This window comes from Methanosarcina sp. WWM596, assembly GCF_000969965.1.
Classification (GTDB): Archaea; Halobacteriota; Methanosarcinia; order Methanosarcinales; family Methanosarcinaceae; genus Methanosarcina.
The window spans coordinates 3,015,015-3,039,759 of the sequence record NZ_CP009503.1 but is presented as its reverse complement, the minus strand read 5'-3'; the positions used below and the strand labels follow the sequence as shown (position 1 = coordinate 3,039,759).

Annotated in this window: 17 protein-coding genes; 15 read left to right on the top strand and 2 right to left on the bottom strand. The window is 45.3% G+C overall.

The annotated features are described in order from the left end of the window. Nucleotides 1-4: 4 nt before the first annotated feature. Genes MSWHS_RS13375 through MSWHS_RS20570 form a run of 8 tightly spaced genes read left to right on the top strand, consistent with a single transcriptional unit; the run spans nt 5 to nt 11,682 of the window. Entirely contained in the window at nt 5-1,723 is a 1,719-nt protein-coding gene (locus MSWHS_RS13375) for a WD40 repeat domain-containing protein (RefSeq protein ID WP_048129406.1), read from the top strand. Nucleotides 1,724-1,732: 9 nt separating this feature from the next. Beyond that, nucleotides 1,733-5,758 carry a cobaltochelatase subunit CobN gene (gene cobN, locus MSWHS_RS13370; RefSeq protein WP_048159177.1) on the top strand — a complete coding sequence of 1,342 codons (4,026 nt, stop codon included), beginning with the start codon at nt 1,733-1,735 and terminating at the stop codon, nt 5,756-5,758. 13 nt (nt 5,759-5,771) lie between these two features. Continuing rightward, nucleotides 5,772-7,346: a hypothetical protein gene (locus MSWHS_RS13365; protein ID WP_048159646.1), complete on the top strand. Its 1,575-nt coding sequence runs from the start codon at nt 5,772-5,774 to the stop codon at nt 7,344-7,346. A 27-nt stretch (nt 7,347-7,373) separates the two neighbouring features. Next, nucleotides 7,374-9,131, top strand: coding sequence for an ABC transporter ATP-binding protein (locus tag MSWHS_RS13360; protein WP_048129410.1), 1,758 nt, complete (start codon nt 7,374-7,376; stop codon nt 9,129-9,131). A gap of 25 nt (nt 9,132-9,156) precedes the next feature. Further along, nucleotides 9,157-10,050 carry an energy-coupling factor transporter transmembrane protein EcfT gene (locus tag MSWHS_RS13355; RefSeq protein ID WP_048159176.1) on the top strand — a complete coding sequence of 298 codons (894 nt, stop codon included), beginning with the start codon at nt 9,157-9,159 and terminating at the stop codon, nt 10,048-10,050. Then, the gene (locus MSWHS_RS13350) at nt 10,047-10,814 is read left to right on the top strand and encodes an ABC transporter ATP-binding protein (protein ID WP_048129413.1); all 768 of its coding nucleotides are present in this window, start codon (nt 10,047-10,049) and stop codon (nt 10,812-10,814) included. Before MSWHS_RS13355 ends, MSWHS_RS13350 begins: the two co-directional genes overlap by 4 nt. Next, nucleotides 10,814-11,539, top strand: coding sequence for an ABC transporter permease (locus tag MSWHS_RS13345; protein ID WP_048129415.1), 726 nt, complete (start codon nt 10,814-10,816; stop codon nt 11,537-11,539). Before MSWHS_RS13350 ends, MSWHS_RS13345 begins: the two co-directional genes overlap by 1 nt. Further along, nucleotides 11,536-11,682, top strand: a complete 147-nt coding sequence (locus MSWHS_RS20570; RefSeq protein ID WP_156151238.1) for a hypothetical protein — start codon at nt 11,536-11,538, stop codon at nt 11,680-11,682. The genes MSWHS_RS13345 and MSWHS_RS20570 overlap by 4 nt, the downstream gene beginning before the upstream one ends. Nucleotides 11,683-11,857: 175 nt before the next feature. Here the strand turns inward: MSWHS_RS20570 and MSWHS_RS13340 are convergent, their stop codons facing one another. Continuing rightward, nucleotides 11,858-12,862, bottom strand: a complete 1,005-nt coding sequence (locus tag MSWHS_RS13340; protein WP_082088255.1) for a phosphate uptake regulator PhoU — start codon at nt 12,860-12,862, stop codon at nt 11,858-11,860. 557 nt (nt 12,863-13,419) lie between these two features. On the opposite strand from MSWHS_RS13340, the gene MSWHS_RS20565 reads away from it, so the two are divergent. Genes MSWHS_RS20565 through MSWHS_RS13330 form a run of 4 tightly spaced genes read left to right on the top strand, consistent with a single transcriptional unit; the run spans nt 13,420 to nt 17,359 of the window. Further along, entirely contained in the window at nt 13,420-13,572 is a 153-nt protein-coding gene (locus MSWHS_RS20565; protein ID WP_156148197.1) for a hypothetical protein, read from the top strand. Nucleotides 13,573-13,604: 32 nt separating this feature from the next. Then, complete coding sequence (locus tag MSWHS_RS21725; RefSeq protein ID WP_052722726.1) at nt 13,605-14,252, top strand: PAS domain-containing protein; 648 nt, start codon at nt 13,605-13,607, stop codon at nt 14,250-14,252. A gap of 30 nt (nt 14,253-14,282) precedes the next feature. Next, nucleotides 14,283-16,520: a GAF domain-containing protein gene (locus MSWHS_RS13335; protein ID WP_052722725.1), complete on the top strand. Its 2,238-nt coding sequence runs from the start codon at nt 14,283-14,285 to the stop codon at nt 16,518-16,520. Between the two features lie 50 nt (nt 16,521-16,570). Next, the gene (locus MSWHS_RS13330; RefSeq protein ID WP_048159175.1) at nt 16,571-17,359 is read left to right on the top strand and encodes a winged helix-turn-helix domain-containing protein; all 789 of its coding nucleotides are present in this window, start codon (nt 16,571-16,573) and stop codon (nt 17,357-17,359) included. A gap of 366 nt (nt 17,360-17,725) precedes the next feature. Here MSWHS_RS13330 and MSWHS_RS20560 read toward each other — a convergent pair whose 3' ends face one another. Beyond that, the gene (locus MSWHS_RS20560) at nt 17,726-17,869 is read right to left on the bottom strand and encodes a hypothetical protein (protein ID WP_156148198.1); all 144 of its coding nucleotides are present in this window, start codon (nt 17,867-17,869) and stop codon (nt 17,726-17,728) included. A gap of 280 nt (nt 17,870-18,149) precedes the next feature. Between MSWHS_RS20560 and MSWHS_RS13325 the strand changes: the two genes are divergently transcribed. From MSWHS_RS13325 to MSWHS_RS13310, 3 genes are all read left to right on the top strand, one after another. Beyond that, entirely contained in the window at nt 18,150-20,054 is a 1,905-nt protein-coding gene (locus MSWHS_RS13325; protein ID WP_048129422.1) for a uroporphyrinogen decarboxylase family protein, read from the top strand. A 663-nt stretch (nt 20,055-20,717) separates the two neighbouring features. Further along, nucleotides 20,718-22,652: a hydantoinase/oxoprolinase family protein gene (locus MSWHS_RS13315; protein WP_048159174.1), complete on the top strand. Its 1,935-nt coding sequence runs from the start codon at nt 20,718-20,720 to the stop codon at nt 22,650-22,652. A 98-nt stretch (nt 22,653-22,750) separates the two neighbouring features. Beyond that, nucleotides 22,751-24,358, top strand: a complete 1,608-nt coding sequence (locus MSWHS_RS13310; RefSeq protein ID WP_048159173.1) for a TCP-1/cpn60 chaperonin family protein — start codon at nt 22,751-22,753, stop codon at nt 24,356-24,358. The last annotated feature ends 387 nt before the right edge of the window (nt 24,359-24,745 follow it).

The following is a 24,745-nucleotide window of genomic DNA, read 5'->3' as shown; positions in this document are numbered from 1 at the left end:
GAAAATGAAATGGAAACTTTTGATAGCCCTGCTTATACTGGCTTTAATGACTGCAGGATGTGCTGAAAAAGATCAGGAGTCCGGCAGCAGCGGATCGGCCCAGGCTTCGGGGTCAGGGATACAGGATACGCAGGAAAGAAGTAAATCCGAATCTGGGGTGCCCATAGACTCGGTAGTTTTCTCAAGGACCGGAGCCCTGTTAACCCTGAAAGATGAAATGGAGATCTTAGAGATCAGGATTTCTTCAGACAACAACCCTGTGGCTTCGCTGGGTATTGAAAAAACCGAAGTCCAGGCCTTTGTAACTTTTGATTGGAACCCTGAAACCCGGTATAAGTTTGAGGTGATAACGGATTCAGGAACATCCAGTGCTCTTGAGGTATATGCGCCTGAAAAACCGGCTTTGAAAGAGGAGTACACCGTAGAGCTTGAGGATGTAACTCCCGGACCCATCGAAAAAACTTCAACGAATATAAAAGGTGTGACGAAATTCTCTCCTGACAATAGTTATCTTGCCATTGGGACTCATGGAGGTTCTCTGAAACTAATAGAAGTTGCAACAGGAGAAAAGGTATGGGAAAAGCAGCTTGTTAAGGGGATATCGGATGCGAGAATCGCGGACATAGAGTTTTCAGAAGACATTAAACGCCTTATTGTAGGAGAAGAGAGCCCTGATGCTTTTATATATTGTTTTGACCTCAACGGTACCGAACTCTGGAAATTTGGGGCAAGTGAAGACCTGGGTTCAGACCTCAAGTACATGCCTGCCATGAAAAAGATAAAAATTGATTTAAATGGGAATATTTATGTCGCTGCCAGCAGAGCCTGTGGCTATATAGGTGAGAAATACAAGTACCTCGGAAGGGTTTATTCTTTTGACCCTGAAGGCAAAATGCGCTGGAAATTCCCTGAAACCGAACTCATGGACTCAGGAGTTACATGGATTGATTCCACTCCTGACGGAAAATACGCAACGTTTGGCACCACCTGTTTTACAAAGGCAGATAAATGGCAAGATGGAACCGTGCATGTCCTGAACGGGAATACGGGAGAAGAGCATTGGAGCTACAAAATCCCACCAATTGAACCATTCTTTGACTATTCTGCAATCTGGTACAGCACACAGATCACCCCTGATGGGGAACAGGTAATAACAATGACAAGTGATGGCAGGGCCTTTTTATTCAATAATTCCCGGATAATTGAGACAGGAATTCCTGAGATTACGTGGCAGCAGAACATCTCAACCCCAATAGTCGTAAGTGGAGTCCCCATCTACGGCAGTGCGAATTATGCTTACATTGTCAACGACACCCTGATCTTTTCAATAGGGAGCACTTTTTCCAAAGATAAGAATAAGGATGCTCCTTTTGAACATCCCAATGGAAACAGCCTCTTTGCCTATGATTATGACGGAAACCTGCTGTGGAAATGGAGACTGGACGGCTATGCAGGGGAATGTGCTCGGAATGACCGTTATCTTGTGATACCTATTGCCCAAAACCTGGTAACAGAGGACAGAAGCGTTCACGGGGTCTATGTCTTTGACGTCTCAAAAAGCGGAGGGGCAAGCTCCAGGCTCAGCCAGATCTACGGCACCGAAGGAATAACGGTATCAGCTGATATCTCTTCTGATGGCAGGTATATTGCAGCCTTAGAAGCCCCCGCAAGGCTTGATGACGGCACGGTACTCGGAGAATACAGAGTTCATATCCTGACCTGAGGGGGAAAAATGAAAATCGTTTCAATAACCTGGAATTCATACATCCCCACACTTCTTGAAGCAGCAGAGGAACGTGGAATAGAGCTTGAAGCCTACTACTCAAAAATCCTGGAAGAAGATCCTGAAGAAACTGAGAAGGTGCTTTCTGCATGTGAGCACGCTGATGCCATCTTTATTTACCACATAGCCAACCCGTTCTGGGAAGAATTCTATGAAAGGCTCGAACCCTTAAAAACAAGGATACCCGTAATCTGTGTGGGGAGTAACCCCTCCAGTTTCACCCTTTCTTCCGTAAAACTTGAGATTGCAGCTACATGTTTTTCTTACATAATATACGGGGGAAAAGAAAACTTTGGAAATATGCTGTGCTACCTCCTAAAAGAGGTTTTTGGGGCTGAGCTTGAAGTAAAACCCCCGGAAAAGATTCCATGGGACGGACTCTATCACCCGGATGCCAGGAAAATGTTCTCAAGCCTCCGGGACTACATGAATTGGTACGGGCCCCTGAAAGGTAAAACCGTGGGGCTGCTCATATCCAGGACTTCCTGGGTAAACAATGACCTTGAGATTGAAAAGACCCTCATAAGAGATTTTGAAAACCTGGGCCTTTCTGTCGTCCCTGTTTTTGCATATTCGTTAAAAGATGAAGAACTCGGAAGCAGAGGCATGAATGAGGTCATTGAAGCCTACTTTATGGATAACGGAAAAACCGTCATAGACGCTCTTGTGAAACTCTCCCCATTTTTCATAATGAGCAGCAAAAACAAAGAAGATGAAAACTCATGTGCAGAAAGAAGCGTCGAACTGTTACAGAGCCTTGACGTCCCTGTTTTCCAGCCTGTAATTACCCACTACGTTACCTTAGAACAGTGGCAGGAGTCTCAGGGATTGAGTACAGAGATCGGGTGGGGAGTAGCCATGCCTGAGTTTGAGGGGGTAATTGAGCCCATCCTCATAGGGGCAGGCAAAAATGAAGGGAATTACATAGGGCGTGCCCCTATCCAGGAACGCTGCTCAAAACTTGCATCCAGAATCCTTAAATGGATAACCCTTCGGAAAAAACCGGTAAACCAGAGAAAGGTTGCCTTTATCCTGCACAACAGGCCCTGTACAGGGGTTGAAAGCTCAATTGGAGATGCTGCAAACCTTGATTCCCTTGAAAGTGTGGCAAAGATATTAAACCGGATGCAGGAAGCAGGCTATACTGTCAGTTCTCCCCAGAACGGGAAGGAGCTTATCGAGACCATTCTCAAGAAAAAAGCGATTTCCGAGTTCAGATGGACCCCAATTAATGAAATCGTAAAGAACGGTGGGGCTCTCGCTTTAGTGGAAAAAGAAGAATACGAGAAGTTTTTCAACACCCTGAGCCCGGTTGTCAGGCAGAGGGTAATTGAGAGCTGGGGGAAACCACCCGGGGAAGAAGTCAACGGCATTCCTGCTGCAATGGTCTATGAAAACAAAATCGTTGTGACAGGGATACAGTATGGAAACGCTGTAGTCTGTGTACAGCCGAAGCGCGGGTGTGCAGGAGCCAGATGTGACGGAAAAGTCTGCAAGATCCTGCACGACCCTGATGTCCCTCCAACCCATCAGTACCTTGCTACCTACCGGTATCTGGAAAACACTTTTGGAGCGGATGTACTCGTACATGTGGGGACCCACGGAAACCTTGAGTTCCTGCCCGGAAAAGGGGTGGGGCTTTCAGGAGACTGTTATCCTGATATCGGAATCGGGACTATACCCCACCTATATATTTACAATTCTGACAATCCACCGGAAGGCACTATTGCCAAACGCCGAAGCCTTGCCTGCCTTATTGACCATATGCAGACAGTCATGACCTCAGGAGGGCTTTATGGAAGCCTTGAAGAACTTGACAGGCTGCTAGGGGAATACGAACAGGTAAAATACGATAAGGGAAGGGCACATGCCCTGAAGCACCTGATCCTTGATGAGATTAAAAAATCGAACCTGGACTCCGAGATAAAAGCCGACAACCAGACTCCTTTTGAGGAGATTATAAGGAAAGCACATGAAGTCCTCGGAAAGATAAGGAACAGCCAGATCCACAACGGGATGCACATCTTCGGGCAGCTCCCCGAAGGCGAGAAGAAAGTTGAGTTCATAAATTCTATTTTAAGGTATGATGAGCAGGAAAGTGAGGGAAAAGGAGTTTCTATCCGGAGGCTTATTGCAGGGCTTCTTGGGCTTGACCTTGATGAACTGCTCTCTGACCAGAGCTTGATTTCAGCAAATGGAAAGTCAAATGGGCAAAGGCTTGAGGAGATTGATTCGCTCTCAAAAGATTTCATCAGGACATTCATAAGTAATCCGGAAAAAGTGCCTGCCTCGATAATTAAAGAGGTTCTTTCAGGGCAGAGTTTTGCAGAGCAGAATATTACAAAACAGGAGCAGAATATTACAAAACAGGAGCAGAATATTACAAAACAGGAGCAGAATATTACAAAACAGGTTTTGATAGAGCAGGATTTTACAGAGAAAAGTATTGCAGAAGAAAGTTTTATAGAGCCAATTATTACAGAACCGGGATTCAAAAAACAGAGTTTTGAGGTTCAGAGCATAGACCCGACCTCACCCCAGATCGCTGCTGCAATCTGTGAAAGGATTCTTGACCTTGAGTCCAGAATAGATGCCTCTCTGGAGATAGAAGCTCTACTCCATGGTTTTGATGGAGGGTACATCCCGGCCGGACCTTCAGGCCTTATCATGCGCGGAAGAGATGACGTACTTCCAACTGGCAGGAATTTTTATTCTCTTGACCCAAAACGGGTCCCGACAAAAGCTGCCTGGAGAGTGGGACAGCAGCTCTCCGGGGTTTTGATCGATAAACACCTTAGAGATGAGGGGCATTATCCTGAAAACGTAGCATTTTACTGGATGGCAAATGACATCATGTGGGCTGATGGAGAGGGCATGGCCCAGATTATGAGCCTGCTCGGGGTTGAACCGCTCTGGCTTGGCAATGGGCACCTTAAGGGGTTTTCCGTGATACCCCTGAAAGAGCTGGAAAGGCCCAGGATTGATGTTACTATCAGGATCTCGGGAATCCTCAGGGACAACTTTCCGAACTGTCTGGAGGTAATAGACGAGGCAATCCAGGCTGTGGCTTCTCTTGACGAACCTGAGGACATGAACTACCCACGAAAACACAGCCACAGGATGATTGAGGAAGGAGCGGATCCCAGAGAAGCTACTTTAAGGATCTTTTCAAGCAAACCCGGGACCTATTCAGCCGGGGTACAGCTTGCAGTCTATGCAAGTGCCTGGAAAGATGAAAAAGACCTGGCAGACATCTTCCTTTACTGGAACGGGTATGCCTACGGAAAAGAGGTAAAGGGCCAGGAAGCCCACACCCAGCTTGCTTCAAACCTCAAGACGGTTGATGCTACCTTTAACAAAGTCGTCAGTGACGAGTACGACCTCCTTGGATGCTGCTGTTACTTTGGAGTTCACGGAGGGCTTACGGCTGCTGCAAGGCAGGCTTCAGGCAGGGACGTGAAGGTATATTTTGGGGATACAAGAGAACCACAGCATGTAGAAGTCCGGGACATGGCCGATGAACTGCGGAGGGTTGTAAGAACCAGGCTTTTAAACCCAAAATGGATTGAAGGCATGAGACAACACGGATACAAGGGCGCACAGGACATTTCGAAGAGAGTCGGGAGAGTCTACGGCTGGGAAGCTTCCACACAGGAAGTGGATGACTGGATCTTTGATGATATCACAAAGGCTTTCGTGCTTGATGAAGAGATGCGCAGGTTCTTTGAAAAGAACAATCCCTACGCTCTTGAGGAAATATCCCGCAGGCTCCTTGAAGCGCAGTCAAGAGGCCTATGGAACCCGGACCCGCAGGTACTTGAAGCCCTGAAAAACTCTTACCTTGAAATAGAGAGCTGGATGGAAGAGCTGGCAGGAGAAGGAGAATTTCAGGGAGGGGCTGTGGACATCATGAGCTTTGAAGATGTCCCTGACTGGAATCGGAAGATGCAGGAAATCCGAAAAATCCTCAAATAAAAAAGGTTGTGGAATGAAAAACATAATTTTCTTCTTCCTTGTCCTGGGGCTGGCTATACAACCTGCAGCGGCACAGGTGCAGGAGGAATTCAAACCTGAAGATATGACCACATTCCTGATTCAGGTCCCGCATGGGGTGGAAGGAAACGGCCTTGCAGCAGGAGGCAGCAACCTCTCTGCATACGTTTTCTTTGAGAGCTACTATGACGGAAACATGAATGTGACACTGGGACTTGACTTCCCTGAGGGTTTTGTGCTTAAGGACACACCTGTCCATTCCTTTTCGCTTCAGACAGAGTATGAAGACTGGTACAGGCTCGTTGATTTTTATGTGCCTGCTAACCTCCCCTCCGGGATCTATAACATAACTACGACTGCAATTGTTGAGGTTGAAGGAATTAAGCATACTATTGTGCGCAAAACCCTTCTTAAGGTCGCTTCGAGAGAAGAAATCGCAGAAGAAATCGAAGTATCTGGACTTACAGTGCCCTCGAATGAGGACGGATACGGAGATCTGAGCCATCCTGCCAGCACCCTGATCATCAGGGAAACATCGCCTGCTCTCAAAAAACTGCTTAAGGTCACAGACCTCCAGATCGATAGGGAGGAACTCACTTCAACCTACATAGGAATGGAACTTACCAACAAAGGAGACAGTACGGTCCCTGTTATAATTACCTATGATGTCCTGGATATTAAGACCGGAGAACCGGTAAAAGCCTTTAAACCAGCCATTATGGGAATGGACGCGGATACCCTCTGCTATACCACCTTAACCCTTGCCCCGGGTTCAAGTTCGCTGGTAAGCCTTCCCCTCTACATATCCGAGAATGCGATGGGAGGAGAGTACCTGCTAAGAGTTAAGGTAAAGCTCACAGGCAGCGACTGGGTTGCAGTAACAAAAGATCAAAAGATAACTGCAATCTCAAGGAAATGGGGACCCATAATAATCACTCTGGTTTCCACTTTATTTGGACTGACTGCCGTAAGCCTCTTCTTTTCAAGATCAAAGGAGATAATGGACAGGTTTAAGACCCGTAACCTTGTGCTGATCTCCCTTTTTGGCACTGTTTCTTTTGCAGCCATAAACCTGCCTATGACAATTCTTTGGGAGCTGTCCCATGCAGTTTTCGGGCCTTTCAGTTTCCTGTTTACGGGGCTCTTCTATGAGATTCTGCTTTACATGCTCATTGCCTCCCTTGTTGTCCTGATTCCAAAACCCGGAGTTGTAAGCCTTTTTATGATGGTGAGGTTCCTGCTTGGAGGCTTTATTACAGGAAATTTCACCCCGATCACTTTCATAACATTGTCCCTGAGCGCGGTACTGCTGGAGGTCATGATGTACACTACCGGCATAACCAGCAAAAATCCGAACCCGGAAAACCGGTTCAGGATGGGGGTGGTCTGCGGAATTGCCGATATGGCCAGCGGGTATGCGTCATTCAATGTCTGGATGGTGCTCTACAGGTTGTTCTACAGCGACTGGTATATTATGGCAAATATCCTGATCGATGGCTTCCTCTACACATTCATAGGAGCCTGGTTTGGAATAAGCCTGGGAAACCGGCTGAAAAAGGTAGCAGAATAAACGTCGCAGGTAGAATAAGGTGATACAGTGAAGCAGAATAAAGGTGATACAGTGATAGAGATCAAAGACCTGTGGTACACCTATCCCGGAAGAACAGACCCGACGTTAAAAGGGATCAATCTGAAAATAGAGGAGGGGGAATTCGTCCTCCTGACAGGACCTACCGGCTGCGGGAAGAGCACTTTACTCAAAACCCTAAACGGTATAATCCCCCATGAATCCGGAGGGATATTTTCAGGCAGCATCCGGGTCAACAGGATGGAAACCAGAGATTCAAACCAGATGGAGCTTTCAAGAAGGGTGGGCCTTGTTTTCCAGAACCCAGATGACCAGATCTTTTCTACGACCGTTGAGGACGAGGTAGCCTTTGGACCCGAAAACCTCTGCATGGAGAGAGAAGAGATTGATAAGAAGGTAGAAGAAGCCCTTCGGATGGTTGGGATGTCCGGACACAGACAGGATTCCACGAATTCGCTTTCCGGGGGACAGAAACAGAGGATCTGCATTGCAAGCACGCTTGCGATGATGCCTGAAATCCTTGCCATGGATGAGCCTGTAAGCCAAATGGACCCTCTGGGCACCCGGGAGGTCCTGAATACTGTGAGGGAACTTAACAGGAAACTGAAGATAACCATTCTGCTGGTTGAGCACAGGCTGCACGAACTTGTACCCTTTGCAGACAGGATTGTCATAATGGATGACGGAAAAATAATCTTTGACCAGCCCACTTCAAAAGCTTTTGATCATCTCGATGTATTTCACAGGCTGGGGCTACGGGTTCCTGAGCCTGTAGAACTCTGCCACAGACTGGAAATAAGGGCAAGTCCCCTCAGTGTCAGGGAAGCTCTTGCCGTTCTGGACAGGAAAAACTTTAAAGAAAATATGAAAACTCCTCAGTTCTTTCTAAACCAAGAAAATACTGAAGCACAATCTGAAACACGAACTGGCTCTCCCGAAAATAATGATTCTATAGGAAAGAATGACTCTATAATATCTATCCGGGACATGTGGTCCGGATATGAAAAAAACAAGATGGTGCTTAAAGGCATAAATCTGGAAATCTGTAAAGGCGAAAGAGTTGCAGTAATGGGTACAAATGGCTCAGGCAAATCAACCCTGCTTTTGAACCTTGCAGCCATACTTAAACCATACAAAGGAAGTGTAAAGATCTTTAAGAAGGACACCAGATCCAGAAATCCATATTCCTTTGCAGGCAGAATCGGGTTCGTGTTCCAGAACCCAGACCTTATGCTCTTCTGTAATTCAGCTGAGGAAGAAGCGAAATTCGGACCGGTCCAGTTAAAGTACAAAAATATCGAGGAAAGGGCAAGGACCTCACTTGAAGCCATGTCAATTCTAAACCTCAAGCAGGACCTCCCCCAGTCCCTGAGCAAGGGGCAAAGACTCAGGACAGCCGTTGCCTCGGTACTTTCCATAAATCCTGAAATCATTCTCCTTGACGAACCTACAACAGGGCAGGACAGAGTAAATATAGAACAGATGATGAATTATTTAAAAAATAACCGTACCACCCTGGTTTTCTGTACCCATGATATCGAAATTGCAATGCTCTATGCTACAAGAATCCTTGTGATGAATGAGGGCCGGATTATAGCAAATGGAAAGGGAAGAGAGGTCATAAAGAACATCGAGATCCTCAGGAAAGCCTCCCTTACCCAACCTCCTGTAGTTGAAATTGCTAAATATCTGGGACTGGACGCCTTTTCAGTCACAGAACTTGTGGAAATGCTGACCCGTAGAACTTCTGAAGTGATAAAATGCTGACCTTTAAAAACCCAGAAGTGATAATATGATAGGTGCCAGATCAATTGCAGAACCAACGATTAAAAACACAGTTATTCATAGAATGGATCCGCGGGCAAAGATCCTGATCCTTATTTCCACGGCTTTTGTAGCAGTAACCCTGGACAATCCCGAAACCATGCTTCTGCTGTTTCTGATCATACTTTCCGGATTCGCACTTGCAAGAATGCCGGCAATAAAACTCAAAACCCTGGCTCTATTACTCGTGCTTTTGATCTGGGGGACTATCTACTCCCAGGCCCTTTTTTATTCCCAGCTTCCAAGAACCGTGATTTTTACCATAATAAGTCCTGACTTTCCGTTTATGGGATGGCTGACAAACGGAGGGCTGTTCGTATATGAAGAAGGGCTCCGACACGGCGCAATTCAGGGTTTAAGGTCGGCTTCAATCCTGTCCCTTGGGTTGTTGATGTGCTGGACCACGGACTCGAGAGATATGCTAAACGGCCTGGTGGGACTCAGGGTCCCTTACAGTGTGGCCTTTATGGTGGTAACAGCAGTCAGGTTCCTGCCAATAATAATCACTGAGGTCCTCACTGTAGTTACAGTCCAGAGGCTCAGGGGTTTTAATCCTAAAAGGTTCGGGTCCGGGATTGTCAGGACATCACTGAATATACTGACACCGACGCTCTCAAACTGCGTAAGAAGAACAGGCACCCTTGCAGTTTCGATCCAGAGCCGGGCTTTTCGGGCAAATCCAGATAGGACATACCTCAAAAAACTAAAGTTTTCGGAACTTGATAAGGCAATGGTCACGGCATGTATTTTTGCTGCCATAAGTATTGTCATCATAAAGCTTCTTTATAATATGTACACAAGTGGAATTTACTATACTTCAGGTTTAAGGCCTGTTTATGCAATTGCAAGGGGATACCTGTGATAGAAATAAAAAAATTATCCCGGTCCTTCGGAAACCTGATTGCTGTTGATAATCTCGACCTTGATGTTGGAAACGAGATATTTGGCCTCCTGGGTCCCAACGGGGCAGGCAAAAGTACGACAGTAATGATACTTACAACCTTGCTAAAACCCAGCAGCGGAACTGCAAAGGTCTGCGGGTATGATGTTGTAAGGGACTCAAAAAAAGTGAGGTCAAAGATAAGCTATGTCCCCCAGGACATGGCAGTGGACCGAAAGCTCACAGGCAGGGAAAATGTGATGCTTTTTGCAAAGCTCTATGGAGTTCCGAACCGAAACTCAAAAGTTGATGAAGTGCTTGAAATGATGGCCCTCTCGGACCGTGCAGGCGACCTTGTCAAAACATACTCGGGAGGAATGAGAAGGCGCCTTGAACTTGCTCAGGCGCTTGTGCACGAACCTGAAGTTCTTTTTCTGGACGAACCCACCCTCGGCCTGGACATAAGCGGCAGAAGGAAGATCTGGGAGCATATCAGGATGTTGAAAGCCGAAGGGATGACCATATTCATGACCACCCATTACCTCGAGGAAGCAGAAAAGTACTGCAACAGGGTCGCCATTATTGATAAAGGCAGAATCACGGCTGTTGGCTCCCCGGAAAACCTGATAAGCTGTATAGGAGAAAATGCTTCTCTTAATGATGTTTTCCTTGAGAAAGTCAAAACCCCTGAAGAGCAGGCAGGGTTCAATTCAACCCAGTATAGAAACCTTCTGAGGCGGAGATAATGAAAGCCGTATTCTACTATTTTGAAAGGGACCTCGTAAAATGGCTCAGAGGAAGGGTAACCGTTATTTCCTCACTTGTCATGCCTGCAGCCTGGCTGGTGTTTGTCGGGCTTGCCCTGCCTACAAAGTTTACTGATAACTATCTTGAGTTTATTACCCCCGGCATCCTTGTCATGACAACTCTCTTTTCCTCCCTGCAAGGTGGCTCCCTTATGATCTTTGATAAAATCCTGGGTTTTTTGAATAAATTCCTCGCCATGCCCTCCCCACGGGAAAGCATGCTGTACGGAAAAATCCTTTTTATCAGCGTAAGGGGCCTCCTACAGGCAACAGTGATCCTCCTGATGGCTACACTCCTTGGAGTAAGAGTACTGAACCCTATAAACATAGTTCTGATATATCTGACCCTGTTCCTGTTCTCAGTATTTTTCTCTGCCCTCTCAACCATGATAGGCCTATACTTAAGTGACCATGACAGCTATGCAGCCGTAAACAGCATGATCAGCATGCCGCTCTTTTTCACGAGCAGTGCACTTATGCCCTATGAGGTCATGCCTACCTGGTTAAGGACAATGGCAAAACTCAATCCTGTCAGCTATGCAATAGACAGTACAAGAATGCTATTTGAAGGTGTAGTGCCAGTGTACGGAATCCTTGGACTCGCAGCAGGAGCCGGAATCATGGTTCTCCTCGGAACATATCAGTTCCGGAAGGCAGTTGTGTGAAAAATAGAAAAAAGGAGAAAGGAGAAAGGAGAAAGGAGAAAGGAGAAAGGAGAAAGGGGAAAGGAGAAAGGAGAACGGAAAAAGGAAAAAATACTCCCCATGACCCGAGAACTGCTTCCCATGACCCCGGAAAACATGTATAATCCACTGTCATTAAGCGCCCTAGCCAGCTCTTCTGACCGGCCCTTCACTCAATTAGTCTTCTTAAGCGCAGCGAAAAGGACCGCGTACTGTTGCGATTACATCGCAACTCCCAGAAAATCTCCGATTTCCTGCGATCCCGAGGCGCAATTCGGGTGCCGAAGCGAAACTCAGGGTTTATACCTGCTTTATGTTCATGTTAAGGGCAACTTCTGCGATATCGGCGCTGTATTCCGAAACCCTCCGCAGGCTCTCCAGGATCATGCTGAGCTCGATATTGCCAGAGCCTTCTTCTCCCTTGGTTTCAAGAGAAACCCCAAACTGGGAAACTTTTTTAGCTTCAACAACGATTTTGTTTATAGCCTGTAGGTCTTCTTCCTGCATTGAATCTATTGAGCTCTCAAAAACTTTCCGGGAGAGTTCAGACATCTTGAAAATAGAGTCATCAGTACTGATTCCGGAGTCCATCTTAAGTACATTTGTAGCTATCTTAACCGCATGATCTCCTACACGTTCTATGCTTTTGGTAATAAGCCTGTACCCAAGACATTCCCGCGGGTGCCTAATTCCTATTTTTTCAGACAATTCTATATCCTCGATTGAGGCTTTGAGCTGGCGGACGGAAAGAAGATAGAAACGGTCCACATCATCATCCCTCTGGATAACATCCTCTGCGATCTCCACATTGTGGTCCCGAAGGGCAGTCATGGAGTCCTCAAGCATGGAAAGGACAAGCCCATACATGTTTTTGATAACACGGCCAAGAGGAAGGTCGTTGTAGTTCAGAAGGCACTGGAAAACAAGTTCATTTCGGGATTCCTCCACCAGTTCCAGACCTATAAGTTTCTGGCGCACAGAGTCCTTTATAAACTTGCGGTCATAGGCGCTGAAACCTTTCTTGGTGATCAACCTGATGACGTCATAACCTACCAGATAATGGGAAATAAGGATTCTCAAGTTGTTTTCCGCACTATCGGAGTGAAGGTAATCTATAGTTGCCTTAAGAGCAGAATGGTCTTTTGGAAACACACTGGAGGAAACCAGCAGGGTTTTGTTAGGCATGGGCGTAAGGGTAAGTGTGTCTCCAGCCTCGATCCCTATATCTCGGACCCATTTTATGGGAAGGGACACTATATAGGTAGAATTTCCGGTAAACTGGACTTTTCGTTTATCCTTGGTAATAAATAAGCCCCCTGAGGAGATACTAATGAATAATACAGGATCTATATAGACAATAGTGATATATAAAGGTATCCTGAAAGTCGAAGAGTAAAATGAGAAATAAACCATGAGTTTGTTGTCTAAGTATAGTATATAGGATTAGGAAAGGATCATAGAAAAACATAGAATTGTTTAAAGTATTATATACAATAAGAATATAAAACAATGATTATAAAAAAATACGGCTTTCCATAAACTCTCTTTGCTGGAAACTGAAAACGTATATTCTCAAGAAGGAACCAAAAGGGAAATAGACAAGAGAATTAAAAGGGAAATAGAGAAAAAAAATCAAAAATATAAAAGAAATACAATTTAAGTGAATATAAGGATAGATGAAAAATAAAAAATAAAAAATAAAAAAATAAAAAATAAAAAAATAAAAGAAATGAAAAATAAAAGAAATAAAAAAATAAAAAAATAAATAAGCCATTACTTCCATTTTATTTGGAAAGAATTCAGTTTTTTAAGCAGAGGCAATTCCTGAGTCCCTGAACAGAAAATGCTCAGAGAACCGGGTTATGGAAGTGGAAAACCGCCTTAAAGCGCTTATGCAGGCATATCTCATAACCCTCAATATTACAGTAGCTCAAAACCAGTGGTTTATGCAGTGTTTGTTCCCTTTACCCAGAACATACAAACATTTCAAGCTTATTGTTCATGGAAATGGGTAATCAGTAAAATTAAAACAAAGGAAATTGGATCGATGAAACAATTCGATATAAATCTGGAATCACTTATAAATAGCAGCCCTGTGGTCATTTTTTTGTGCAAATCAACAGAGAACTGGCCTGTGGAACTTATAACGGAAAACATCTGGCAGTTCGGCTACACAGTTGAAGACTTCATCTTCGGAAATATCCGGTATCTCGACATTATTCATCCTGAGGATATTGAAAGGGTAAAATCAGAGATTGCCGGATGCTTGGAAAAGGGATTCACCGAGTTGACACAGGAATACAGGATAGTGACCGCTTCGGAGGAAACGCGCTGGATTGAGGTAAAGGTTCTGATCCGGAGAGATGGGGATGGAAAAGTTAGCCATTACCAGGGCACCCTCTGCGATGTTACCCAGCGCAAAAAGGCAGAAGAGTCAGTGCAAAAGGCACTGAAAAAAAAGAATGAATTGAAAAACGTCATCAATAGCAGCCCTGTGTTTGTGTTTTTGTGCAAGCCGGAAGAAGGTTGGCCCGTTGAATTTGTTTCTGAAAATATCACAAAGCTGGAATACACCCCTGAAGATTTCACCTCCGGAAAAATAAAGTTTGAAGACCTGATACACCCTGAAGACCGTGAAAGAGTCCGTGCCGAAGTGGCAAAGTTTTCCAAAGAGGGATATAAGGACTGTACCTAGGAGCACCGGGTCCTGACAAAATCGGGAAAAGTGCGATATATAGATGATAGGACCCTCATCAAAAGAAACGAGAAAGGAGAAATTGTTCATTACCAGGGGATCGCTCTGGACATCACAGAACGCAAGCTGGCCGAGGAGATGATAAAAGGACAGAATCTGGTGCTCGGACAGTTGGCTTCAGGAGCTCCACTCGAAGAAGTGCTTCTCCTTCTAATTAAAAATATGGAAAAGATCAAACCGGGATCTATATGCTCGGTAATGCTGCTTGACCGGGAGAAAAAGCATCTTTTTTACTGCGTTGCTCCAGGGCTTCCCTGGTTTTACAGGCAGAAGACGACTGGAGTCGAGATTGGTTTTGGAGCGGCTTCCTTCGGAACCGCAGCCTTCTTGAGAAAAAGGGTAACCGTAGATAATATAATGGAACACCCCTACTGGACTGAATACAGGGAGCTTGCAGCTGAGGCTGGATTGAAAGCCTGCTGGTCAGAACCTGTAATCTCATCCTCCGGAGAAGTCCTTGGTGTTATTTCCATGTACTACGGCGAGGTGCACAGGCCAGAAAAAGAAGACCTGGATTTTATGAAAACAAATGCCCAGCTGGCAGCTATCGCAGTAGAACATAAACTGGCAGAGGAGACTCTCTGGGAGTCCGAGCATAAGTTCAGGACCATTTTCAATAATATCAATGACCAGCTGTACATCCGCGAACCTGAAGGAAAAAATTACATGGATGTAAACCAGGCAGTGGTAAACCGGCTGGGATACGATAAAGAAGAGATCCTGAAAATGGAGGCTGAGGAGATAATTCCAGCCGAGTACTGGGACTCTGTCCGGGAAAATCTAATAAAAATCCAGAGCGAGGGATCCCGGGTATATAATTCAGGGGCGGTATGTGAGGACGGCACAATTGTTCCCCTTGAAGTCAGTGCCAGAATTATTGATTATGACGGCAAGAAAACGATTCTCTCGGTTGCCAGGGACATTACCGAGCGCAAAAAAGCCGAAGCTGCACAGAAACTTAACGAATCCAGGCTTGAAGCCCTTGTAAAACTTAACCGGATGACAGGGGCTTCCTTAAAAGAAATAACAGATTTTGCCCGCGAAGAAGCGGTAAGGCTTACAGACAGCAAACTCGGGTACCTCGCTTTTATGGACGCCTACGAGACTTCCCTGATTATGCATTCCTGGTCAAAGAGCGCAATGGAAGAATGCACAATCGAAGACAAACCCTTTATCTACCCTATAAAAACAACAGGGCTCTGGGGAGAGGCAATCCGGCAGCGTAAGCCCATTATAACCAACGATTATCCAGCTCCGAGTTCCCTGAAAAAAGGATATCCGAAAGACCATGTGCACCTTACCCGCCATATGAACGTGCCGGTTTTTGACGGGGACAGGATAGTTGCAGTTGCAGGAGTTGGGAATAAGGATGAGCCCTATGATGAATCAGACTTACGCCAGGTGACCCTTCTCACGCAGGGCATGTGGCAGCTTATCCAGAGAAAACAGCTTGAGGACGCCCTTAAAACCTACTCGGAAGATATGTCAAAAGTCAATGATGAACTCAGGTCCCTGAACCGGATAAAAGCGGAATTTATGGCTGAAAGCCTCCCCCAGATAAAGGTGAATTACAGCGACCTTATGGATTTCGAGACCCTGGAGACTATCGAAGACCAGCAGCGTAAAGCTATAGATGCTGTAATCAACAGTTCGGAGCGGTTGAAACAGATGGTGGATTCCCTGCTCTACCTGAGCCTTGAACAGGCAGGAAAGATAGAGTACTCTTTTGCCAAAGTAGAGATAAAGAAGATACTTTCTGATGTTTACCTTAACCTAGTCCTCCTGATAGATGAAAAAGAACTGAAGGTCGAAAAGGAACTGCCTGCAAACCTGCCACCCATCCCTGGCGACAAGCAAAAATTGACAGACCTCTTCACAACCCTCATGAGCAATGCCATCAAGTTCACACCTCAAGGGGGGACGCTGGAAGTAACAGCCATAGAAGAAAAAAAGAACATCCACATAACCGTAAAAGACGGGGGAACAGGCATTCATAAAAGGTTGATTCCTCACCTTTTCCACAGAATCTACCAGGTTGAAGATTCTATGACCCGCAGATACCAGGGACTTGAGTCTGGGTTCTATATCTGTAAAAACATTGTTAACGCCCATGAGGGGGAAATCTGGGTAGAAAGCGAGGAAGGTTCGGGAACCACAGTGCATGTCAGGCTTCCAAAAAAGAACGTTAAAACCGGAAATGTGAATTAAATAGAGTCGAAGTTGAAAAATGTTCAAATTAAGTGGCTGGAGATTTTACGATGAAACTGGAACTACTGGGTACTCTGTTCCTTTCGGACAAAAGGAAAGACCTTCTTTTGCTACTGATGGAGGAACCCCGAAACATTGACGATATAAAAAACATACTCAATGTGACTTCAAGTGCGATTATGACCCAGGTCAAGATCCTCATCAGCCAGGGACTTATCATTCATGAGGACGACCTTTACAAACTCTCTGACATAGGGAAGGTAGTTGTTAAGAAAATGAGGCCTCTTCTGAACACCCTTGGCGTGTTTTCAGAGCATATGGACTACTGGGAAAACCACAACATCAACGCAATCCCTGTTCCTCTTCTGGACCGAATAGATGACCTCGGGCACTGTGAATTTATCGAACCCGAACTTGACAGGATGTATGAGATCCCCCAGAAAATAGAAGAAAAGCTGAACAGGTCAATACATGTTATGGAAGTTTCCTCTTATTTTAATCCAGCTTACCCGTCAACCTATGTAGAACTCGTGAAAAAAGGAACAGACGTATCTCTGATAATCACAAAACCGGTATTTGAAAGGCTGAAAAAGGAATACGGCACATCTCTCAAGGAATATCTGGATAGAGACAATGCAAAAATCTTCGTCTGCGACTACCCTGTAAAAGTAGCCTCAAGTGTGGTAACAGACCATTTTCTGGCACTTTCCCTCTTCTACAGAAACGGGATATACCACAACCATGCAATGATGAGTCTGGAAAAAACCGCCCTGAAATGGGGAGAAGACCTCTTTTTGCATTACATGAAAAATTCAAAGGAAATAAAGGAAATCGAATGAGAGAAAATCTGAGAGCTTCATCAGGAAATTAAACTCTACAGGATATAAAAAGATAAAACGCTCCAGAATGTGATGCAATGGATCGAAACAGATGACCTCCAGCCTCTTATTTTTCGATCCACTTAACCATTTGAAAATTTCACTCAATCAATTCACTAACAAATCTACCCGATCCATTCAACAAATCCACACATTAAATGATTCTGATTTACCGGAAATTCAAGATTCTTGTTATTATTCGGGGTTCTTGGCCCTTCTTATTCCCTATATCAATGACTTTTTGGGTTATGGACCTGTTAATAAACATATTTATTCTCACCAGGAGAATCTTCTTATTCATCCAACCCTCTAAATCCAAAATAAGAATCATGTGGCGTAAACAAGCTCCTGATCGCCTGCTTTTCTCCCAGGTTTTTCTGCCAGTTCAGGCGGATCATCCACTATCCGATCAAAGGCTTTGATCAGATGAAAGCCCCTGATCAAATGAGAGATCCACACGAGATCAAGCAAATCCGTAAAATTGGGTCAAACAACGAGATCATGAAGGTTAACAAAATAAGGAAATACTACTGGATCAGAGAGATTTATAAAATCAGGAGAATTAGCAGAATTAAGCATCAAGAGAGATGTTAGCTATGTTAATCAAATCTCTGCGTTTAGGTTATATGTTTTGCAGTAAATGTGTCAATAGAAGTTAACAGTCATACAGAGGTTTACCGAGCAATGAACCCTAATTGAGCTACTTACTGTTAACCAGGAACCCCTTTAATAAAATGGAGGAAGTTTTTTTATGGCAACAGATATTTTAAACCAACTAGCGGAAGCTGTCGTCGACGGAGACGACGACCTTGCAGAAGAACTTGCACAAAAATCACTAACTGACGGCGTTGACCCTTACGACGCGATCATCAATGGGCTGGCAAGAGGAATGGCAATTGTCAGCGACCAGTACGAAAAAGGAGAAGCTTTCGTACCCAACCTGCTCCTTGCCTCTGGAGCAATGTATGCAGGTATGGACATCCTTACCCCCCACATGAAGGCAGCAGACTCAGGCCTGCAGGCAGTGGGCGTAATAGGAACCATTGAGGGAGACGTGCACGACATCGGAAAGAACCTCGTCAAGACGATGCTCAGTGCCGGTGGTTTCAAAATGATCGACCTGGGAGCAGATGTCCCGATCGAGAAGTTTATCGAAACCGCAAAAGAGAACAAGGCAGACCTGATCTCCATGAGCGCCCTGATGACCACAACCATGACCAATATGGAGAAAGTCATTGAAATCCTCCAGGAAGAGGGAATTCGCGACTCCATGATTGTAATGGTAGGAGGAGCTCCTGTCTCTGAAGAGTATGCCGCAGGAATCGGTGCAGACTCAACTCACCCTGATGCAATGCACGCAAACGCCTGGGCATCTGAAGCTGTAAAAGAACTTGAGCCCAAAGATGCAAGATGGAGCGACATGAGGATCAACCTTGGGAAGATAAAATACAGGGAAATCCTCGCAAAGAAGGTAGTCTCCGAAAAGGTTGACATCGGGATTGAGACTGCAAACAAGATCAAGGAAGAATTTGAAAGCATTGGAGTGAAGAGTAAGGAGGAAATGACCCATATCGACAGGACCTTATCCGCTATGTCCGACAAGAAGGTCGACCACCTGCCCGTCTACCCGCTTGCCTGTGGTGTGCTCAGGAAGTTTGTCCCTGTTACCTACAAGAAATACGCAACAAACGAAGACGCTTTTGTCGAGAGCGCATTCCTCGGATCCAAATACCTGGACATGGACATGTTTGTGGGGCTTATTGACCTTTCCGCAACCTCCGCGGACTTCGGATGCAAGATCAAATACCCTGAAGACGACACTCCCTCCTCCGAAGGCCACCTTAAAGCCTACGAACAACTCGAGGTCCCCGAACTCAAGGAAGGCACCCGTGGCTACGAACTTGTCATGGCTTCAAAGAAGGCAAAGGATAAACTCAACAAGGAACTCAAAACCCCCTTCGTTGGCTTCCACGAAGGCCCGCTTCTCACCCTTACCCAGCTCATGGGAGCGGACAGGGTTCTTATGGACATGAGGACAAACCCTGACGTCGTCCTTGAAGGAGTTCAGAAGTGTACCGACTACATCTGCCAGCTTTCCGAGCTTTTCTTTGAAGAAGACGCTTGTGACGGACTCTGTATCGATAACCTCTGGTCCAACAACATCATCATGAGCGAGGAAGACTACTGGAAGTTCGACGGGAAGTTCGTCTACGACCAGCACATCCCTCTCTACAAGAAGTACAACCAGCCCTACATGGTCCACAACTGTGCTGATGCTGTACACTTCGATACCCAGATCAAGAAGTTCGGAACAAGTCTCTTCAGCTACGCCTACTACGAGAAATCCAGGGAAAAGGGCTCCAAGAACTGCGCAGACCTCATCCCCAAATACGGAGACATGTGCTGTATGATGGGAGAAGTCGACCCTGTTGAGTTCATAGACGGCTCCGCTGCAGGTGTCCAGAAGGTCACCGATGACACGAAGAACCTGCTCCAAAACGTAATCCCCGTACTCAAGGAGAGCGGACTCCAGTCCAAGTATATCTTATCCACTGGTTGTGAAATACCACCAGGAGGGCCACTGTCCACTGTCCAGGCAATGGTTAACACCGTAAAGGAACTCGGCCCGGAACTCCAGAAAAATATAATGGGATAAAATCTCCATAATGGAGTAAAATCTCCTTAATGGGGTGAGATCGACTCTCCCCATTTTTCTTTAAAGCCTTAAGAAAAATCAAAATTAAAAACCCAAAACAATACCTAAAAAACCAGAAAATCTCCATAAGAATTCAAAAATAAAAAACCAGAAAATTTCCATAAGAATTCAGAAATAAAAAACAGAAAAACCTCCAGAATCATGAAAATAAACAGAAAATCTCCAGAATCAAGAAAATAAACAGAAAATCTCCATAAGAATTCAGAAATAAAAAACAGAAAAACCTCCAGAATCAAGAAAATAAACAGAAAAAACAGATTTTAATCTCCATAAAGAAGTGAGAATAAGCTTCTGAGTTTCACACTTTTAAAAAAACACCGGGCGCTTCCCGTATAATCGAAAGCGTCATGGTGAAAAACCTCCAATTAATCAAACTCTGAAAAAATAAGAAGAGAGGATATTATCACTCTTCTCCTAATCAGGGGACGCCGGAAAATGTAAGCCATGTTATCTTTTTTTGAAAAACGGTTTGATGCCTTAGAAGAATCGGATTTAACCATTTATAGGCAAAAAAGATGGGAGAAGTATCCGGGCTATGAGAAATAATTGGGACCCGGAAAAAGGGAGAAAATGGATCATAGAAAATTGCAGAGGAGGAATTTAATGTATCTGGGACTGGGCATTGATACTGGTGGGACATATACCGATGCCGCCATTATGGATATGTCAAATGGAACCGTGATCGAGTCAAATAAAGCGCTTACAACTTATCCTGACCTTATAAGGGGAATAAAGAATTCAATTGAAGGACTGACCCCTGATTGCCTGAAAAGGATAAAATTCGTTTCCGTGTCTACAACCCTTGCTACCAATACTACTCTTGAGGGCAAAGGTTATCCTGCGGGGCTAATCCTTATAGGGCACACAATCCCGAAAAAACTTGCCAGCCGTTATGTAATATCAATAGGAGGCGGGCACGATTCAGATGGAAACGAAATAGCCCCTCTTGAAGACCTGGAAACCGTAAAAGAATTTATCAGGCAGGCAAAGAGCAAAGTGGCTGCTTTTGCAGTTTCCGGTTATTTCGGAGTCAGGAACCCGGAACATGAACTCAGGGTCAAGGGAGCAATTCAGGAAATAACTGACATGCCTGTTGTTTGCGGGCACGAACTTTCCATGAGCCTTGGAGCTTACGAAAGGGCTGTGACAGCTCTCCTGAACGCCGAGCTGATCCCGGTAAGCAAGCAGTTCATCAAATCCATCCAGGCAGTAATTGAAGAAAAAGAAATTAAAGCAACCCTGATGATGATGAAATGCGATGGATCCCTGGTCCGCATCGAAGAAGCCCTGCAAAAACCTGTAGAATCAATTTTCTCCGGGCCCGCTGCAAGCCTTGTGGGAGCTGCCCACCTGACAGGTCTGCAAACCTGCGTGACAATGGACGTGGGAGGCACAAGCACGGATATAGCCATGATTTCCAGAGGCATTCCCGAGATAAGCGACACGGGAGCAAAAGTCGGGGGCTGGAAAACAATGGTAAAAGCGATCAGGATGGACACCTCAGCCCTTGGAGGAGACAGCCTGGTCTGGATTAAAAGAAAAACCTACCTGGGGCCCGCAAGAGTGATCCCTCTCTGCCTGGCAACTTCAGAGTTCCCTGATATTCTGGAGAAACTCAAAAAAAGCGATGTTCCAGGTGAACGCATTATGGATGAGATTATACAGCCGACTTCGTTTTTTATAAGGAACGGGGTGAACTCTCCTGAGCTTCTTAGCGGGGAACTTGAAGTAGATGAGAGGGCAATAATCGAACACCTCGGAACAGAGCCTCTTTCGGTATTCGAGATCTCGGAAAGGACTGGAAAACACCCTCTAATGTTTGCAGGAACCCTGAAAACCCTCATCCGAAAGAGACATGTAAGCCAGATAGGGTTTACCCCAACCGATGCCCTTCATGTGCTTGGAGAATATGAAAAATGGGACGGGAGAGCTTCCATCATAGGCGCTAAAATCCTTGGAAAGGCTATCAAAAAAGAAGCAAAAGAGTTTTCAACCCAGGTTAAAGCTGAAGTCGTAAGAAAACTCACCCTTGAACTTATTTCCTTCTTTGCAGAAGATCTGAAAAAAGAGGATATTGAAAAAATGATAGGAAAGGAAGCTTTCCTGAAATTCCATATAAAGGTCCCTGTAGTCCTGGTGGGTGCACCTGTAAGAGCCTATCTGAAAGAACTGAATGAGGCTGTGGATGCAGACATAAGGATTCCTGTATTCCACGATGTGGGAAATGCCGTGGGCGCCCTTGTAGGAAAAATCGTCCACAGGACAGAGGTCCTTATCCGTCCTTCGGCAGCAGGGAAAGCAGAATATTCGGTATTCTCCAGGCTTGGAAAGGAGATCTTTGAAGATTACGGAGAAGCCCTGGACTACGGGCTTAAGCTCAGCCACAGGCTGATTTCGGAGTACATGGACGGATACGACCTGGAGATGGACAACGTGGATTTCGACCTCCGACAGAATGACGTGGGAAGCAGGGGAAAAGCTCCGCTGGAAACCCGCCTGGTGGGAGTCGGAGTAGGAACGACTGGAAAGCTGGCATAAGAGAGAATGTAAAAACGGCAGGCACCAGCAGACCATAAACAGTAAGCTATAAACAGCAGGGAATAAAGAGCAGGAACAGCAGCAAATGAGGTACGGACATGGCAAGCGAGCTAAAAACACAGGGCAACATGAGCCCGGAAAGCCAGGACGGAATGGCAAAACTGGCCCGGACGATAAGGGACAAGATTCTCATCGACGAGCCGGTAAAAGAAGAAAGGCTTATCGACCAGCTTGAAAGGGCAGCCATAGAGATTGACGAGCTGTTGGGCTCATCCCTTGGGCCAAAGGGGATGAACAAAATAATAGTAAACCCTGTGGGGGATATTTTCGTTACGAACGACGGGAAAGTCATCTTAAAGGAAATGGATGTACTTCACCCGATCGTAACGTCCCTTAAAAAGCTTGCCGAATCAATAGATAAAGCCTGCGGAGACGGCACAAAAACGGCTGTGATTTTTGCAAGCAACCTGATTAAAAACGCGGTAAGACTTATCAGGGCAGGGGTTCATCCGACAATCATTATAGAAGGATACGAACTTGCCATGCAAAAAGCGTATGAGATGCTGCAGTACAGCATAAAGCAGGCCTCAGAAGAGGATATACGCACAACAATAATGTGCTCGGCAACGGGAAAAGGAATTGAAAGGCAGCAGGCAGAAGCTGTTACGGACATCGTACTTCAAGTAATAAAGCACCTGAGCGAAAAGCAGGCAGGAAGACTCGACCTGAACAGGAACATCAAAATCCTAAAAAAGAAAGGTGGGTCGGAAATCGTTGCAATAGAAGGCCTGATTCTTGATGAAAACCCGGCAAGAGAAGATATGCTGAAAAGTTTTCAGGACCCTGCAGTCCTTATCATAAATTATGACCTCAAGAGAAAAAGCGGATACCTAAATCCCCAGCATAACCTCAAAATGGATTCTGTACAGACTTCCTTACTTTTTGAGGAGAAAAAAAAGCAGATGTGCGGGGAAATTGCCCGAAAGATCATTGATTCGGGTGCAAATGTCCTCTTCTGTGAAGGAGATATAGACCCTTATATAGAAACTCTGCTCCGGGACAATGGGATCCTGGCTTTCAAGAAGCTGAAGATGAAAGACCTTGAGAAGCTTGCAGAAGCAACAGGTACAACCCTGAAAGTCTTTCAGGATGAGATTCACCCCCGTGACCTTGGAAAAGCAGACAGCATAAAGCTTGAAAAGAAAAACGGGGAAAACTTTGTTTTCATCACCGTGAAAGAGAAAGCAATAGCCACCATCCTGATATGGGAACCTGTTAAATACGGGCTTGACAAGGTAGAAGAAGCGATAGACGATGCCCTGAATAATGCGGCATTCCTTATGAAAAATAGGGAAATCGTGAATGGAGGAGGGGCAATAGAGTTTGAACTGGCACATATGGTCAGGCTGTTTGCAGCAACACAGACCGGAAAGAAGCAACTTGCAGTTCAGGCGTATGCAGAAGCCCTCGAAAAGATCCCCACGATTCTTGCCAGAAATATGGGAATGAATGCAATTGATGCAGTGGCGCAGATGAGGAATTCATATTCAAGAGGAATAGAAGCCAGGATAGACCTCTCACGAAAGGTAACTGATAAGGGGCCGGAAGTCTACGATTCGGCAACTGTTAAAAAACTTGCCATAATAGCAGGCACGGAGACGGCAAAAAACGTGCTCAGGATTGATGAGATAGTCCCGAAGAGATGAGATCACGCTGATGATAATGTCCCACCAGTATCCGTGGCATTGTTATCGTTTCCCCAAAAAGTGAGTTAGACCTGCAATACTTTTCCGGGAGGATACAGATTTGCCATTTTATGTGCCTCTCGAAAAGAAAAGTATAGAGCCAGAAAACCCCTCTCGGAAGGAGGCTTCGTGATTTCCTGTTTTAATCATTTTTTGATATCGAAGGCGAAACTCCTGAGACGGTGAGGAGGATATAGCCCATAAAAATCAAAGTGGTCTGAAAAAATGTACATCTGGAAAAAACAGGCCCCATGCAAAATTAAAGCTTTTTGTAAAACCAGAGCCCTTCTCGAGAAGACTCGAATTATGTTATATAGAGTTAGTCCCAAAATTGGATAAATTACCGGA

Excerpts from the sequence above, each read along its gene's own strand:
- MSWHS_RS13375 (WP_048129406.1), top strand. The coding sequence starts at position 5 with ATGAAATGGAAACTTTTGATAGCCCTGCTTATACTGGCTTTAATGACT.
- cobN (WP_048159177.1), top strand. The coding sequence starts at position 1,733 with ATGAAAATCGTTTCAATAACCTGGAATTCATACATCCCCACACTTCTT.
- MSWHS_RS13365 (WP_048159646.1), top strand. The coding sequence starts at position 5,772 with ATGAAAAACATAATTTTCTTCTTCCTTGTCCTGGGGCTGGCTATACAA.
- MSWHS_RS13355 (WP_048159176.1), top strand. The coding sequence starts at position 9,157 with ATGATAGGTGCCAGATCAATTGCAGAACCAACGATTAAAAACACAGTT.
- MSWHS_RS13345 (WP_048129415.1), top strand. The coding sequence starts at position 10,814 with ATGAAAGCCGTATTCTACTATTTTGAAAGGGACCTCGTAAAATGGCTC.
- MSWHS_RS20565 (WP_156148197.1), top strand. The coding sequence starts at position 13,420 with ATGGAAGTGGAAAACCGCCTTAAAGCGCTTATGCAGGCATATCTCATA.
- MSWHS_RS21725 (WP_052722726.1), top strand. The coding sequence starts at position 13,605 with ATGAAACAATTCGATATAAATCTGGAATCACTTATAAATAGCAGCCCT.
- MSWHS_RS13330 (WP_048159175.1), top strand. The coding sequence starts at position 16,571 with ATGAAACTGGAACTACTGGGTACTCTGTTCCTTTCGGACAAAAGGAAA.
- MSWHS_RS13325 (WP_048129422.1), top strand. The coding sequence starts at position 18,150 with ATGGCAACAGATATTTTAAACCAACTAGCGGAAGCTGTCGTCGACGGA.
- MSWHS_RS13315 (WP_048159174.1), top strand. The coding sequence starts at position 20,718 with ATGTATCTGGGACTGGGCATTGATACTGGTGGGACATATACCGATGCC.
- MSWHS_RS13310 (WP_048159173.1), top strand. The coding sequence starts at position 22,751 with ATGGCAAGCGAGCTAAAAACACAGGGCAACATGAGCCCGGAAAGCCAG.